The 14,402-nt window shown below is 61.8% G+C and carries 15 protein-coding genes; 4 read left to right on the top strand and 11 right to left on the bottom strand.

The annotated features are described in order from the left end of the window. Positions 1–26 precede the first annotated feature (26 nt). Together AC3ISR_RS09020 and AC3ISR_RS09025 are read left to right on the top strand one after the other, a co-directional pair. Complete coding sequence (locus tag AC3ISR_RS09020; RefSeq protein WP_192298792.1) at positions 27–215, top strand: type II toxin-antitoxin system HicA family toxin; 189 nt, start codon at positions 27–29, stop codon at positions 213–215. Between the two features lie 11 nt (positions 216–226). Continuing rightward, a complete protein-coding gene (locus AC3ISR_RS09025; protein WP_192298793.1) occupies positions 227–631 on the top strand; it encodes a type II toxin-antitoxin system HicB family antitoxin in 405 nt (134 codons plus the stop codon). Between the two features lie 46 nt (positions 632–677). On the opposite strand, the gene AC3ISR_RS09030 is transcribed toward AC3ISR_RS09025, so the two are convergent. Next, the gene (locus tag AC3ISR_RS09030; RefSeq protein ID WP_192298794.1) at positions 678–1,874 is read right to left on the bottom strand and encodes an MFS transporter; all 1,197 of its coding nucleotides are present in this window, start codon (positions 1,872–1,874) and stop codon (positions 678–680) included. A 171-nt stretch (positions 1,875–2,045) separates the two neighbouring features. Here AC3ISR_RS09030 and AC3ISR_RS09035 point away from each other — a divergent pair, with 171 nt between their 5' ends. After that, the gene (locus tag AC3ISR_RS09035) at positions 2,046–2,660 is read left to right on the top strand and encodes a DUF5666 domain-containing protein (protein WP_192298795.1); all 615 of its coding nucleotides are present in this window, start codon (positions 2,046–2,048) and stop codon (positions 2,658–2,660) included. Between the two features lie 142 nt (positions 2,661–2,802). On the opposite strand, the gene AC3ISR_RS09040 is transcribed toward AC3ISR_RS09035, so the two are convergent. From AC3ISR_RS09040 to gcl, 8 genes are all read right to left on the bottom strand, one after another. Next, on the bottom strand, positions 2,803–3,807 hold the full coding sequence (locus AC3ISR_RS09040; RefSeq protein WP_192298796.1) for a sulfate ABC transporter substrate-binding protein: 1,005 nt from the start codon (positions 3,805–3,807) through the stop codon (positions 2,803–2,805). A gap of 105 nt (positions 3,808–3,912) precedes the next feature. Next, the gene (locus tag AC3ISR_RS09045; protein ID WP_192298797.1) at positions 3,913–4,737 is read right to left on the bottom strand and encodes an ion transporter; all 825 of its coding nucleotides are present in this window, start codon (positions 4,735–4,737) and stop codon (positions 3,913–3,915) included. 31 nt (positions 4,738–4,768) lie between these two features. Then, the gene (locus AC3ISR_RS09050) at positions 4,769–5,644 is read right to left on the bottom strand and encodes an urea transporter (RefSeq protein WP_463984326.1); all 876 of its coding nucleotides are present in this window, start codon (positions 5,642–5,644) and stop codon (positions 4,769–4,771) included. Between the two features lie 119 nt (positions 5,645–5,763). Next, the gene (gene pyk / locus AC3ISR_RS09055; protein WP_463984325.1) at positions 5,764–7,179 is read right to left on the bottom strand and encodes a pyruvate kinase; all 1,416 of its coding nucleotides are present in this window, start codon (positions 7,177–7,179) and stop codon (positions 5,764–5,766) included. After that, on the bottom strand, positions 7,169–8,449 hold the full coding sequence (locus tag AC3ISR_RS09060) for a glycerate kinase type-2 family protein (protein WP_463984324.1): 1,281 nt from the start codon (positions 8,447–8,449) through the stop codon (positions 7,169–7,171). Before AC3ISR_RS09060 ends, pyk begins: the two co-directional genes overlap by 11 nt. Before the next feature lie 200 nt (positions 8,450–8,649). Then, a complete protein-coding gene (locus tag AC3ISR_RS09065; RefSeq protein WP_489324698.1) occupies positions 8,650–9,540 on the bottom strand; it encodes a 2-hydroxy-3-oxopropionate reductase in 891 nt (296 codons plus the stop codon). 174 nt (positions 9,541–9,714) lie between these two features. Beyond that, a complete protein-coding gene (hyi, locus tag AC3ISR_RS09070; protein ID WP_226455428.1) occupies positions 9,715–10,497 on the bottom strand; it encodes a hydroxypyruvate isomerase in 783 nt (260 codons plus the stop codon). Between the two features lie 10 nt (positions 10,498–10,507). Beyond that, the gene (gene gcl / locus AC3ISR_RS09075; protein WP_192298803.1) at positions 10,508–12,283 is read right to left on the bottom strand and encodes a glyoxylate carboligase; all 1,776 of its coding nucleotides are present in this window, start codon (positions 12,281–12,283) and stop codon (positions 10,508–10,510) included. A gap of 256 nt (positions 12,284–12,539) precedes the next feature. Here gcl and AC3ISR_RS09080 point away from each other — a divergent pair, with 256 nt between their 5' ends. After that, positions 12,540–12,980: a GlcG/HbpS family heme-binding protein gene (locus AC3ISR_RS09080; RefSeq protein WP_463984321.1), complete on the top strand. Its 441-nt coding sequence runs from the start codon at positions 12,540–12,542 to the stop codon at positions 12,978–12,980. 129 nt (positions 12,981–13,109) lie between these two features. Here the strand turns inward: AC3ISR_RS09080 and AC3ISR_RS09085 are convergent, their stop codons facing one another. Continuing rightward, positions 13,110–13,568: an REP-associated tyrosine transposase gene (locus tag AC3ISR_RS09085; RefSeq protein WP_192298805.1), complete on the bottom strand. Its 459-nt coding sequence runs from the start codon at positions 13,566–13,568 to the stop codon at positions 13,110–13,112. 210 nt (positions 13,569–13,778) lie between these two features. After that, the gene (locus tag AC3ISR_RS09090) at positions 13,779–14,384 is read right to left on the bottom strand and encodes a TetR/AcrR family transcriptional regulator (RefSeq protein WP_192298806.1); all 606 of its coding nucleotides are present in this window, start codon (positions 14,382–14,384) and stop codon (positions 13,779–13,781) included. Positions 14,385–14,402 lie beyond the last annotated feature (18 nt).

Raw genomic sequence — 14,402 nt, forward strand, 5'->3', positions numbered from 1 at the left:
ATTCAGGCCAAGCCAAGGAGGCTGGGGTGCAAAGCAGGTTATTGATCAAGGAACTGCAAGAGGCGGGTTGGGTGCTGGATCGGGTCACGGGCAGTCATCATATTTTCACCCATCGCTATAACCCGTACACGATTCCGGTGCCTCATCCAAAGAAGGACCTGCCTGCGGGTACTGTGAGAAGTATCAGGAAACGTGCTGGTCTGTTTGAGTTTTAAGGAGAGCATTCATGCAATACCCAATCTGTATCGAATGGGGCGATGACTTCGCCGCCACCGGCATTCAGATCCCCGATATTCCAGGCGCCGTCACTGCCGGGGACAGTTTCGAAGAGGCGTACAACGCGGCCGTGGAAGTCGCACACATCCTGCTGCAGGAGATCGCCGCCGAGGGCGGGCCGATCCCCATGCCCACCTCGGTGGCCAATCATCACGCCCACGAAGACTATGCGGGTATGGGCTGGGGCATGTTGGAGCTGGACGTTACGCCCTATCTGGGCAAGACCGAGAAGGTCAATGTGACCTTGCCCGGTTACGTCATCCAGCGTATCGACCGCTATGTGCGTGAGCACAAGGTGAAAAGCCGCTCGTCATTCCTGGCGGATGCGGCTTTGGAGAAGTTGGTGCGTTCCTGAGGTTGGCCCTGTGGGACCCGACTAGCCAGTTCCCACAGGTCAGGTGTTACGCGGCTACCGGGGCCGCTTCACGGGAAACGCTGAGGAAGCGCAACAACGCCACCAGCGGGAACGCGCTGCCCACCAACACCACACCCAGCCAGCCGCCGTGTTCGTACACGCTGCTGGCAATTGCCGAGCCGAAGGCGCCGCCGATGAAGATGCTGGTCATGTACAGCGCGTTCAGGCGGCTGCGGCTGTTGGCGTCGAGGGCGTAGATGGCGCGTTGGCCGAGCACCATGTTCATCTGTACGCAGAAGTCCAGGACCACGCCGGTCACGGCCAGGCCGATCACGCTGTACAGCGGGTGGACGAAGGCCGGCAGGAAACTCAGCGCGGCAAACAGCATGGCCAGCAGCGACGCGCGGTGAGTGTGGCCGGCATCGGCCAGGCGCCCGGCGATTGGCGCGGCGATGGCGCCGAGGGCACCCACCAGGGCAAACAGGGCGATCTCGCTTTGACTCAGGCCGTGGTTACGCGCCAGTTCCAGCGGCACGGCGGTCCAGAACAGGCTGAAGGTGGCGAACATGCCGCCCTGGTAGAACGCCCGTTGGCGCAATACCGGTTGCTTGCGCAGCAGGGTGCCGAGGGAGCGCAGCAGTTGGCCGTAGGTGGCACTGTGGTCGGGCTGGCGCTTGGGGATGGTGATCAGCAGGATCACGCTGATAAACGCCATCAATGCCGCGGCGGCCATGAACATCGCGCGCCAGCCGAAGTGATCCGCCACCACGCTGGACACCGGCCGCGCCAGCAGGATGCCGAGCAACAGGCCGCCCATGATGCTGCCGACCACACGCCCACGGGACTCGGCCGGCGCCAGGTGCGCGGCCAGCGGGATCAGGATCTGCACCGACACCGAGCTGAAGCCGATCAGCAGTGACACCAGCAGGAACAGGTTCGGCTGCTCGGTAATCGCCGCGCCCAGCAGGCTGGCGATGGCGAGCACAGTGGTGCTGATCATCAGCTTGCGGTTTTCCAGCAGGTCACCCAGGGGCACCAGGAAAAACAGGCCGAGGGCGTAGCCGATTTGCGTCAGTGACACGATCAGGCTGGCCATGGCGGGGGTGAGGCCGATGTCCGGGGCAATCAGTTCGATGATCGGTTGTGCGTAGTAGATGTTGGCAACGATGGCGCCGCAGCAAAACGCAAACAGCATCACCATGCTCCGGGTCATGGTGCTTGTAGCGTGGGAAGTAGCGTTCATGGTGTTCTCATAAAAGCGAAGGAAAGTGGGGCGAGCCTAAAGACAACACCGTAGCCCGGGTAGGCCGCTGGTGGTGATAACACTCATGCCCGGTATTGATGAGTGAATCGTTAACTTTCTGCGCAAAGGCTGATGATACATTCAGACACAACTGCCGAAACAGGAAATCCCATGAAGATCACGCTGAACAAGATGCTCCTGGCGTCAACCCTTGCCGCCGCCATGGCCGTTGGCCTGGCCCACGCCGCCGATGCGCCGCGTGTGGGCGTGCGCGGTGCCATCACCGCTGTCGAGGGCGACGCAATACAGGTCAAGGTCAACAGCGGCGAAGACGTCACCGTGCACTTGACCCGGGACACCCAGGTGCGCGCCGTCACCCTGGCCAGGATCGATGAGATCAAGCCGGGCAGCTACATCGGCTCCGCCGCCATGCCCAATGCCGACGGCAGCTTGACCGCCCTGGAAGTGCACGTATTCCCACCGGCCATGGCCGGCACCGGTGACGGGCACCGTGCGTTCGACTTGAAGGAAGGCAGCAGCATGACCAACGGCACCGTGGGCGACCTGGTGGTGAGCAACGGGCGCACGCTGACGGTGAAGTACAAGGGCGGTGAGCAGAAGATCGTGGTGCCGCAGGACGTGCCGATCGTCAACCTCGAACCGGGGGATCGCAGCTTGTTGAAACCGGGGGTGAAGGTGGTGTTGTTTGCGGTGAAGGGCGCGGATGGGACCATCACGGCGCAGGCTATTTCAGCCGGTAAAGATGGTGTGACACCACCGATGTAACGACTGGCTCAGAATCCAATGTGGGAGCGGGCTTGCTCGCGAATGCGGTGTGTCAGTCACCAGATTAATTGACTGATCCACCGCATTCGCGAGCAAGCCCGCTCCCACACAAGCCCTCTCAATTTTAATTGGGCTTATTCAGTTACTGACCGCTATAGATCTGGTCAAACACCCCACCATCATTGAAGTGGGTCTTCTGCACGGTGCGCCAGTCACCAAAGGTCTTCTCTACCGACAGGAAGTCGACTTTCGGGAAGCGGTCGGTGTACTTGGCCAACACTTTTGGATCACGTGGGCGCAGGTAGTTGTTCGCCGCGATTTCCTGGCCTTCGGCCGACCACAGGTACTTCAAGTAGTCTTCGGCCGCGACGCGGGTGCCTTTCTTCTCGACCACTTTGTCGACCACCGACACTGGCGGCTCTGCTTCGGCGGAGACGCTTGGGTAGATCACTTCGAACTGGTCGCGGCCGAATTCACGGGCGATCATTTCCGCTTCGTTTTCAAAAGTCACCAGCACGTCGCCGATCTGGTTGGTCATGAACGTGGTGGTGGCGGCACGGCCGCCAGTGTCCAGCACCGGGGCTTGTTTGAACAGTTTGCCGACAAAGGCCTTGGCCTTGTTTTCATCGCCGCCGTTCTTCAACACATAACCCCAGGCCGACAGGTAGGTGTAGCGGCCGTTACCCGAGGTTTTCGGGTTGGGCACGATCACTTGCACGCCGTCTTTCAACAGGTCCGGCCAGTCTTTCAGGGCTTTCGGGTTGCCTTTGCGTACGATGAACACGGTGGCCGAGGTGAACGGTGCGCTGTTGTTCGGCAGGCGCGTGACCCAGTTGTCCGGCACCAGTTTGCCGTTGTCCACCAGGGCGTTGATGTCGGTGGCCATGTTCATGGTGATCACGTCAGCGGGCAGGCCATCGATCACCGAGCGCGCTTGTTTGCTGGAGCCGCCGAAGGACATCTGCAAGGTCAGCTTGTCGTTCGGGTGCTCGGCGTCCCAGTGCTTCTGGAACGCCGCGTTGTAGTCCTTGTAGAAATCGCGCATCACGTCGTAGGAGACGTTGAGCAGTGTCACGGGGGCAGCCTGGACGGCGCCCGCCAGGGCGAGGCCGGCGGCCAGGAGAGAGGCGCTAACGAGTTTTTTCACTGCTCATTCCTTGTTGTTCGAGAAAATGACGGGGTAAGTGACGGCAATTTGCCAGCGACTATAGCCGGGCGCGCATAGACGTTTAAAGATTAAAACGCACTTTGCTTATTCCACTTTACGAAAAAGATTACTGCCGCAGCGCGAACAGAATGCGGCGTTGGGTTCGTGGGTGCTCTTCTTGCACACCGGGCAGTCGTGTTGCAGTTGTTCACCGCGCATGGCGCTGGCCAGTTCGGCGGTGAAAATCCCGGTGGGCACGGCGATGATCGAGTAACCCGTGATCATCACCAGCGACGAAATCACCTGGCCCAACGGGGTCTTCGGCACGATGTCGCCAAAACCCACGGTGGTCAGGGTCACGATGGCCCAGTAAATGCCCTTGGGAATGCTGGTAAACCCGTGCTCCGGGCCTTCGATTACGTACATCAGGGTGCCGAACACTGTCACCAGCGTGCACACGCTGACCAGGAACACCACGATCTTCTGTTTGCTGCCGCGCAGCGCCGCCATCAGGTAGTTGGCTTGCTTGAGGTAGGGGCTGAGCTTGAGCACCCGGAAGATGCGCAACATACGGATGATGCGGATGATCAACAGGTACTGCGCATCGCTGTAATACAGGGCGAGGATGCCGGGCACGATCGCGAGCAAATCCACCAGCCCGTAAAAACTGAAGGCATAACGCAGCGGCTTGGGCGAGCAATACAGCCGCAAGCCGTACTCGATGGCGAAGATGATGGTGAAGCCCCACTCGATGTAGGCCAGCACGTCGGCGTAGTTCTGGTGGATGTCGTCGATGCTGTCGAGCATCACGATCACCAGGCTGGCGAGGATGATCAGCAGCAGGATGCCGTCAAAACGCCGCCCGGCAAGGGTGTCGCTCTGGAAAATCATGACGTAGAGCCGTTGGCGCCAGTCGTTGTTGCTGTCCATAAAGCCCGCCTGAAACGAATATCGAGCAAGCCTAGGGGGATTCGAAGGGGCTGTCCATGCGCGGTTTCTGAAGCAGGCGGGCGCCTGTGTGTACCAGCCAGCAGGCCAGAATGAAGGGCGCTGTCAGTGCTGGCAGATGCAGCGTGGCGAAAGCTGACGTCAGCACGATCGCCAGGCCGATGCCGAGCAACGCCAGCCACGGCTGGCGACGTGTCTGGCTCAAGGCCAGTGCCGCCAGCGCCGGGTTGTAGCTGTGCAGGCCGAGGAGGGCGCTGGTGGGTTCGTCCAGCAGCAGCGCAACCAGCATGCCGGTGCTGGCGCCGATCAAGGCCCAGATGGCGGCGCTGCGGTTCGCCAACCACAGGCCGAGCGCAATCAAGACGCCGGCCAGCGGGGTGTCCAGCAGCATGATTTGCGCGAGCCCGGTAAAGGGCGCGCTGAGGACGGAGACGGTTTGCGGGGTGGTCAGGGTAAAGGTGCTCTCTGGCGCGCTGCCCAGCAGTAACCAGCCCAGGCCGACAAACGGCGCGGTATAGGCGGGCAAGGCCTGCGGGTGGGTTGCATGTTTCAGCCATTGGCGCGTGAGCATCGCCGCCACACCGCCGCAGGCCAGGATCAGCGGCGGCAACAGGGCAGACCAGGCGAAGTGCTGGCTGACCAACAACCCCAGCAGTACGCCGTTGTAGCTATACAGGCCGGCCTGGCGCTCGGCCTTGGGATAACCCCGACGCTGGGCCGTGAGCAAACCCGCGATGCCACCCAGCAACGCCCCGCCGAACAAGGCCGGGGCGCCGATCAGGATGGCCAGCAGGCACAGCAGGCCGCACAGCGGTTGGCGCTGGAGGAAGATTTGGCTGAAACCGTTGAGCAGGGCTTCGGCCCAGTCGGGGCAGGTAGGGTTGTGCATAGAGGTAAGTCAGCTAGACCGAGTTGCCCCCTTCGCGAGCAAGCCCGCTCCCACATTTTGATTTGTGAACGCCGTCAAATGTGGGAGCGGGCTTGCTCGCGAAGGGGCCCTTACAGACGCTAAATCAACGTCTCGATACGCAGCGAATTGGTCGACCCCGGCTGCCCGAACGGCACCCCCGCCGTGATCACCAGCGTATCCCCCCGCTCCGCCATCCCTTGGGCCTGGGCAATTTCCAGCGCGGTGGAACACACCTCGTCCACCTGGCGCAGCCTGTCATTGACCACCGAATGCACGCCCCAGGCCACGCTCAAGCGCCGTGCCGTGGACAGGTTTGGCGTGAGGTTGAGGATCGGCGCCACCGGCCGCTCCCGCGCCGCGCGCAGGCTGGAGGCGCCCGACTCGCTGTAGTTCACCAGCACCGCCACCGGCAGGATGTGGCTGATACGCCGGATCGCGCAGCTGATCGCATCCGACACCGTGGCGTCCGCCTTGGGGCGGCTCACATCCAGCTGGGCCTGGTAGTCCGGACCACTTTCCACCTGGCGGATGATCTTGCTCATCATCTGCACGGCTTCCAGCGGGTACTCGCCGGAGGCGGTTTCCGCCGAGAGCATCACCGCATCGGCACCTTCGGCAACCGCATTGGCCACGTCGGTGACTTCGGCGCGGGTCGGCGCCGGGGAGAAGCGCATGGATTCGAGCATCTGCGTCGCAACCACCACCGGCTTACCCAACTGGCGGCAGGTGCTGATGATGTCTTTCTGGATTTGCGGCACGCTTTCGGCCGGCACTTCCACGCCGAGGTCGCCTCTGGCCACCATGATTGCGTCGCTCAATTCGGCGATCTCCCGCAGGCGCTGCACTGCCGAAGGTTTCTCGATCTTGGCCATCAGGAAGGCGCGGTCGCCGATCAGCTCGCGGGCCTCGCGGATGTCTTGCGGGCGCTGCACGAACGACAGCGCGACCCAGTCCACACCGAGTTCCAGGCCGAAGCTCAAGTCGCGGCGGTCCTTGGCGGTCAACGGGCTCAGTTCCAACAGCGCTTGTGGGACGTTCACACCTTTACGGTCCGACAATTCGCCGCCGTTCAGCACGGTGGTGTCGATGGCATCGGCATGCTTGGTGATCACCCGCAGGCGCAACTTGCCGTCGTCCAGCAACAGGTCCATGCCCGGCTCCAGCGCGGCGATGATTTCCGGGTGGGGCAGGTTCACCCGGCGTTCGTCGCCCGGGGCTTCGTCCAGGTCCAGGCGCAGCGCCTGGCCGCGCACCAGTTGCACCTTGCCGTCGGCAAAACGTCCGACTCGCAGCTTGGGCCCTTGCAGGTCCATAAGAATGCCCAGCGGGTAATTCAGCTGGCGTTCCACCTGGCGGATCCATTGGTAGCGCTGGGCGTGGTCGGCGTGCTCACCGTGGCTGAAGTTGAGGCGGAAGATATTCACCCCGGCTTCGACCAGCTCGCGGATGTCATCGATACCGTCGGTGGCCGGGCCCAGGGTGGCGAGGATTTTGACCTTCTTGTCAGGCGTCATGTTTGGCAGTCTCAAGAATCAGGATGGCGCGCAAGTCGTTGACGTTGGTGCGCGTCGGCTCGGTGACGATCAACCCGTCGAGGGCCGCGAAGTAGCCGTAGCCATTGTTGTTGTCCAACTCGTCGCTGGCCGACAGGCCCAGCGCTTCGGCGCGTGAATAGCTGCACGGGGTCATGATCGCGCCGGCGTTGTCTTCGGAACCGTCGATGCCGTCGGTGTCACCGGCCAGGGCGTATACGCCGGGCAGGCCCTTGAGGCTGTCGGTAAGGCTGAGCAGGAACTCCGCGTTGCGCCCGCCACGGCCATTGCCGCGTACGGTCACGGTGGTTTCGCCACCGGACAGGATCACGCACGGCGCCGCCAGTGGTTGGCCGTGTTGCACGATTTGCCGGGCAATGCCGGCGTGCACCTTGGCCACGTCCCGCGCTTCGCCTTCGAGGTCGCCGAGGATCAGCGGGCTGAACCCGGCCTGGCGCACTTTGACCGCCACGGCTTCGAGGGATTGCTGCGGGCGGGCGATCAATTGGAAATGGCTGCGGGCGAGAATCGGGTCGCCCGGCTTGACGGTTTCCGAGGCGGGGTTCTGCAACCAGCTGCGCACCGATGCGGGGGCATCGATGTTGTAGCGTTTGAGGATCGCCAACGCCTGTGCCGAGGTGCTTGGGTCGCCGACGGTGGGGCCGGATGCAATCACCGTGGCCTGGTCGCCCGGCACGTCGGAAATCGCATAGGTGTAGACCGTGGCCGGCCATGCCGCCTTGGCCAGCCGGCCACCCTTGATCGCCGAGAGGTGCTTGCGCACGCAATTCATCTCGCCAATGGTGGCGCCGGACTTGAGCAGGGCTTTGTTGATGGCTTGCTTGTCGGCCAGGGTGATGCCTTCGGCGGGCAAGGCCAGCAGGGCCGAGCCGCCACCGGACAGCAGGAAGATCACGCGGTCGTCTTCGCCGAGGCTGCTGATCAGTTCCAGCACGCGCTTGGCCACCGCCAGGCCGGCGGCGTCGGGGACCGGGTGAGCGGCTTCGACCACTTCGATTTTCTTGCACGGCGCGCCATGGCCGTAGCGGGTGACGACCAGGCCCGTGACTTCGCCTTGCCAGCTGTTTTCGACAACCAGGGCCATGGCGGCGGCGGCTTTGCCGGCACCGATCACGATCACCCGGCCACTGCGGTCGGCGGGCAGGTAGGGTTCAAGGACTTGCCGGGGGTGGGCGGCGTCGATGGCTGTGGAGAACAGCTCGCGAAGCAGGTGTTGCGGATCGACCGACATAAGCGGGCTCCCGGGGGCTTCTTGTTATTAGAGGTGAGACTTGGAACAGGGACCAAAATATGGCAGCTGGCTTGTGTGGGGGCTGGCTTGCCTGCGATGCAAACACCTCGGTGTATCAGGCAAACTGAGGTGATGCTATCGCCGGCAAGCCAGCTCCCACACAAGCCAGCCCCACACTGGCTTGCATTTCAAGTCAGGACTTACTTGTCGCGAATCGAGAAGCTCGCCATGTGCTCCAGGCCCTTGATCAGCGCCGAGTGGTCCCAGTTGCCGCCACCGATCGCGGTGCAGGTACTGAACACCTGCTGCGTACCGGCGGTGTTCGGCAGGTTGATCCCCAGCTCCTTGGCCCCGGCCAGCGCCAGGTTCAAATCCTTCTGGTGCAGGTTGATGCGAAAGCCCGGGTCAAAGGTGCCCTTGATCATGCGCTCGCCATGCACTTCAAGGATCTTCGACGAGGCAAAACCGCCCATCAGCGCTTCACGCACCTTGGCCGGGTCGGCACCGTTCTTGGCGGCGAACAGCAGCGCTTCGGCCACTGCCTGGATGTTCAGCGCGACGATGATCTGGTTGGCGACCTTGGCGGTCTGCCCATCACCATTGCCGCCGACCAGGGTGATGTTTTTGCCCATGGCCTGGAACAGCGGCAGGGCGCGTTCGAAGGTCTGCGGCTCGCCACCGATCATGATGCTCAGGGTGCCGGCCTTGGCGCCGACTTCACCGCCGGACACGGGCGCATCCAGGTAGTGCGCGCCGGCCTCGTTGATCCTGGCGGCGAAGGCCTTGGTGGCGGTGGGGGAGATCGAGCTCATGTCGATCACCACTTTGTTTGGCGACAGGCCGGCGGCCACGCCGTCGGCGCGGAACAGCACGTCATCGACCTGCGGGGTGTCGGGCACCATCACAATGATGAACTCGGCTTCCTGGGCGACTTGCTGCGGGTTGGCCAGGGCGATGGCGCCGGCGTCGAGCAGGGCTTGCGGGGCTTTGCCGTGATGTTCGGAGAGGAACAGTTGGTGACCTGCCTTTTGCAGGTTGGCGGCCATGGGTTGGCCCATGATGCCGGTGCCGATGAATCCGATTTTAGCCATGACGAAAAAACCTCTTTTTATTAGATGGGTAGGCCTGTCTCAGCCTGCCAAACACAGACGATCCAATGTGGGAGCTGGCTTGCCTGTGATGGCATCCACCGGTTTTGCCTGAAACACCGCGGTGTCTGCATCGCAGGCAAGCCAGCTCCCACATTTTGTTTTGTGTTGTGCCAGTTAGATGGCGTTGTGGCTCTTGAGCCAGCCCAAACCTGCCTCGGTGGTGGTCAGCGGTTTGTATTCGCAACCCACCCAGCCCTTGTAACCAATGCGGTCCAAATGCTCGAACAGGAACCGATAGTTGATCTCCCCGGTCCCCGGCTCGTTGCGTCCTGGGTTATCCGCCAGTTGGATGTGATTGATCTCGCCCAGGTGCGCGGCCATGGTGCGGGCCAGGTCGCCCTCCATGATTTGCATGTGATAGATGTCGTATTGCAGGAACAGATTGGCACTGCCCACCTGCTCGCGGATCGACAGGGCTTGCGCGGTGTTGTTCAGGTAGAAGCCGGGGATGTCGCGGGTGTTGATCATCTCCATCACCAGCTTGATGCCCGCGGCTTGCAGCTTGTCGGCGGCGTACTTGAGGTTGGCGACGAAGGTCTTTTCCAGGGTGGCATCGTCCACGCCCTGTGGCCGGATGCCCGCCAGGCAGTTGATCTGGGTGTTGCCCAGGACCTGGGCATAGGCGATGGCCAGCTTGACCCCGGCGCGGAATTCCTCGACCCGGTCCGGGTGGCACGCCAGGCCGCGCTCGCCCTTGGCCCAGTCGCCGGCCGGCAGGTTGAACAACACTTGGGTCAGGCCGTTGGCGTCCAGGTGTGCCTTGATTTCAGCCGAGCTGAATTCGTACGGGAACAGGTACTCGACACCTTCGAAGCCCGCATCGGCGGCCGCTTTGAAGCGAGCAAGAAAGTCTTGCTCGGTAAACAGCATGGACAGGTTGGCGGCAAAACGCGGCATAGGGTTCTCCTTAATCGAGCAGGGAAATGGCGGTCGGCGCGTCATTGCCGACCAGGGCCAGATCTTCGAATTCGTTGACGGCGTTGATCTCGGTGCCCATGGAAATATTGGTCACGCGCTCCAGGATGATCTCGACGATCACCGGCACCTTGAACTCTTCGATCATTGCCTCGGCGCGGCGCAGGGCCGGTGCGATCTGGCTAGGCTCGAACACTCGCAGGGCCTTGCAGCCCAGGCCTTCGGCGACGGCGACGTGGTCGACGCCATAGCCATTGAGTTCCGGGGCGTTGAGGTTGTCGAAGGACAACTGCACGCAGTAGTCCATTTCAAACCCGCGCTGGGCCTGGCGGATCAGGCCGAGGTAGGAGTTGTTCACCACCACGTGGATGTACGGCAGCTTGAACTGTGCGCCCACCGCCAATTCTTCGATCATGAACTGGAAGTCATAGTCCCCCGACAGCGCGACGACCTTGCGGCTCGGATCGGCCTTGACCACACCAAGGGCCGCCGGAATGGTCCAGCCCAGGGGACCGGCCTGGCCGCAGTTGATCCAGTGACGTGGCTTATAGACGTGCAGGAATTGCGCACCGGCAATCTGCGACAGGCCGATGGTGCTGACGTAGCAGGTGTCTTTGCCGAACACCTGGTTCATCTCTTCGTACACCCGTTGCGGCTTGACCGGTACGTTGTCGAAGTGGGTCTTGCGATGCAGGGTGGCCTTGCGCTGCTGGCAGTCGTTGAGCCAGGCGCTGCGGTCCTTGAGCTTGCCGGCGGCTTTCCACTCGCGCGCCACTTCAATGAACATTGTCAGGGCCGAGCCGGCGTCGGACACGATACCCAGGTCCGGGGTGAACACGCGGCCAATCTGCGTCGGCTCGATGTCGACGTGAATGAACTTGCGACCCTCGGTATACACCTCGACCGACCCCGTGTGGCGGTTGGCCCAGCGGTTGCCGATGCCCAGCACCACGTCCGACTTGAGCATCGTCGCGTTGCCGTAACGGTGGGAGGTTTGCAGGCCGACCATGCCCACCATCTGCGGATGATCGTCGGGGATCGTGCCCCAGCCCATCAGGGTCGGGATCACCGGGATGCCGGTCAGCTCGGCGAACTCCACCAGCAGGTCGCTGGCGTCGGCGTTGATCACGCCGCCACCACTGACCAACAGTGGGCGTTCGGCTTGATCGAGCAAGGCCAGGGCTTTTTCCACCTGGATGCGTGTGGCCAGTGGCTTGGCCAGCGGCAGCGGCTGGTAGGCGTCGATGTCGAATTCGATCTCGGCCATCTGCACGTCGAACGGCAGGTCGATCAGCACCGGGCCTGGGCGGCCGGAGCGCATTTCATAAAAGGCTTTCTGGAACGCGTAAGGCACCTGGCCGGGTTCGAGGACGGTGGTTGCCCACTTGGTCACTGGCTTGACGATGCTGGTGATGTCCACGGCCTGGAAATCTTCCTTGTGCATCCGGGCACGAGGGGCTTGGCCGGTGATGCACAGGATCGGGATCGAGTCGGCCGAGGCGCTGTACAGGCCGGTGACCATATCGGTGCCCGCCGGGCCGGAGGTGCCGATGCACACGCCGATATTGCCGGCCTTGGTGCGGGTGTAACCCTCGGCCATGTGGGAGGCGCCTTCAACGTGGCGAGCAAGGACGTGATCGATGCCACCCACCTTCTGCAAGGCCGAGTACAGCGGGTTGATCGCGGCGCCTGGGATACCGAAGGCGGTGTCCACGCCTTCACGGCGCATTACCAGAACGGCGGCTTCGATTGCTCTCATTTTGCTCATGGTTTTGGTGCCTCTTGCGTTTTGTAATTGTATACAAGTGGTTTCTCGTCAAAGTGTATTCACGGCGAGCGGCGCAGGTCAATTCATTTTGTTTATTGGCTTGAACGTTCGTCGGAAGGCATTTTTTCGACGTATGGAGGGTTTGTGCGAAAATATTGTATACAAAAACAAATGTCATTGTGTTCTATTTGTTTGATCGAGCATCTGACGATTTAGACCTCCACCGCTTTTTCCATAACAAGATAAGGACGGCACCATGAGCGCTTTAACCTTGAAAATAGCCACCCAACTGGCCAGCCAGGCCCTTACCGCAGGCCGCACGATTTCAGCGGCGCCGCTGACCATCGCGGTGCTCGACAGCGGTGGGCACCTGATCACCCTGCAACGGGAAGACGGCGCCAGCCTGCTGCGCCCGCAGATCGCCATCGGCAAGGCATGGGGCGCGATCGCGCTGGGCAAGGGCTCGCGCTTGCTGGCGCTGGACGCGCAACAGCGGCCGGCGTTTATCGCCGCGTTGAACAGCTTGGGGCAGGGCAGCGTCGTGCCGGCACCGGGTGGGGTGTTGATTCGGGATCAGCAGGGCTTAGTGCTGGGGGCGATCGGGATCAGCGGGGATACGTCGGATATTGACGAGCAGTGCGCGATTACGGCGATTGAGGGGGTGGGGTTGTTGGCGGATGCGGGGGTTTCGGCTTGATCTTTGGGTGACTGGTAGGGCCTCTTCGCGAGCAAGCCCGCTCCCACATTTTGACCGGGCTCCAACTTTGGAATGCAGTCAAACTGTGGGAGCGGGCTTGCTCGCGAAAGGGGCAACTCGGTCTAGGTCTTATACCCAGACTGCATCCCACAGCGGATAGTCGCCAATGCGCTCCACCAATCCAGCTCGCAATGGATTGGCCACTACATACCGAGCCATCTTTACCAAGTCATCTTCCTTGCGCAGTGCCCGGTCATGAAAACTGGATTGCCATAGTCTGCCTTTGCGGCCTGTGGCGCCATTCACGGTTCGAGTGCTTTTCGACTTCACCTGACACATCAGATCGCCCAGCGAGCCCTTTTGCAGTTCGAGCAGCCAGTGGAAATGGTCTGGCATTACTACCCACGCCAGGGAGTTCGCCAAGCCTTGATATTGAGCGAGCCTGAATTGCCAGACCACCAAGCGACCCAGATGAAAATCACTGAATATCGGCACACGTTCATGAGTGTTGGTGGTGATCAGGTAGATACGGTTGGGTTCGCTGAACCGCCCGATGCGCAGGCGGTGTGAGGTGGCTAGATCAGGCATTCCGTGGCCTCTTTTCAGTGGGGGTTCTGAGAGGCTAGATCTGGGTGGTTGATGCTGATTGGCAGGCTTTTGGCAGGATGTGTCTGGGCGGGCGCTTTCGCGAGCAAGCCCGCTCCCACATGGGGTTTGCGGTGTTCATACATTGTGTGTCTGGCACAAAACCCCTGTGGGAGCGGGCTTGCTCGCGAATGGCACAGGCACCGCGGTGTATCAGCCCGGCTCACACCCCTTGAGCACCAACCGGATAATCGTCTGCGCCGCCGCCTCATAATCCGCTTCATCCAGCTTGGCCTTGCCGGTCACTGCCGAGATCTGCCAGTCAAAATCCGCATAGGTCTGCGTCGCTGCCCAAATGCTGAACATCAGGTGATTGGGGTCAATCGCCGCGATCAGGCCGCGATCCACCCAGTTCTGGATGCACTCGATGTTGTGCTTGGCCTGGGCGTTCAACTGCTCGATCTGGTCGGCGCTGAGGTGCGGGGCGCCGTGCATGATTTCGCTGGCGAAGACCTTGGAGGCAAATGGCAAATCACGGGAGATGCAGATTTTTGAGCGGATGTAGTTGCTCAGTACTTCCTTGGGGTCGCCGTCCGGGTTGAACGGCGTGGAGGCGGCCAGGATCGGCTCGATAATGCTTTCGAGCACCTCGCGATAGAGGTTGTCCTTGGACTTGAAGTAGTAATAGACGTTGGGCTTGGGCAGCCCGGCCTTGGCGGCAATGTCGCTGGTCTTGGTCGCGGCGAAGCCCTTGTCGGCGAACTCCTCGCTCGCCGCCCGCAGGATCTTTTCTTTGTTGCGCTCGCGAATGGTGCTCATAAACCTGGGGGTTCCTTG

Source organism: Pseudomonas sp. GL_117, from assembly GCF_057835125.1.